This is a genomic window from Tritonibacter sp. SIMBA_163 (assembly GCF_046535935.1).
GTDB classification, from domain to species: domain Bacteria; phylum Pseudomonadota; class Alphaproteobacteria; order Rhodobacterales; family Rhodobacteraceae; genus Epibacterium; species Epibacterium scottomollicae.
In genome coordinates, this window is record NZ_JAWJBP010000638.1 from 1 (window position 1) to 263 (window position 263).

A 263-nucleotide genomic window follows, 5' to 3' on the forward strand; every position below is an offset into this window, starting at 1 on the left:
GGTCGTGCGGGCATCGAGCTCACTGCCGTTTATGTCGCGCCCTGTAGAATTTGGCGGGCGCCTTTTAATGGACGGCAGCCTCGCCGATCCGCTGCCGATCAAACAAGCCTTGTCAGATGGGGTGACCAAGCCGATCGTTGTGATGACACGGGAAAAAAGCTATAGGAAGCGCCAGACGCCGCTTATGCGCCTCGCTCCTGCCTTCGCGCGCCAGTACCCAGGGCTTGCGCGGGTCTTGGAGGAACGGCAGCGTGTTTATAACG

General features: G+C 60.1%; 1 pseudogene. It reads left to right on the forward strand.

The features are described from left to right. Positions 1-67: 67 nt before the first annotated feature. Positions 68-263, forward strand: a pseudogene (locus tag R0J92_RS23865) (patatin family protein); the annotation flags it as partial.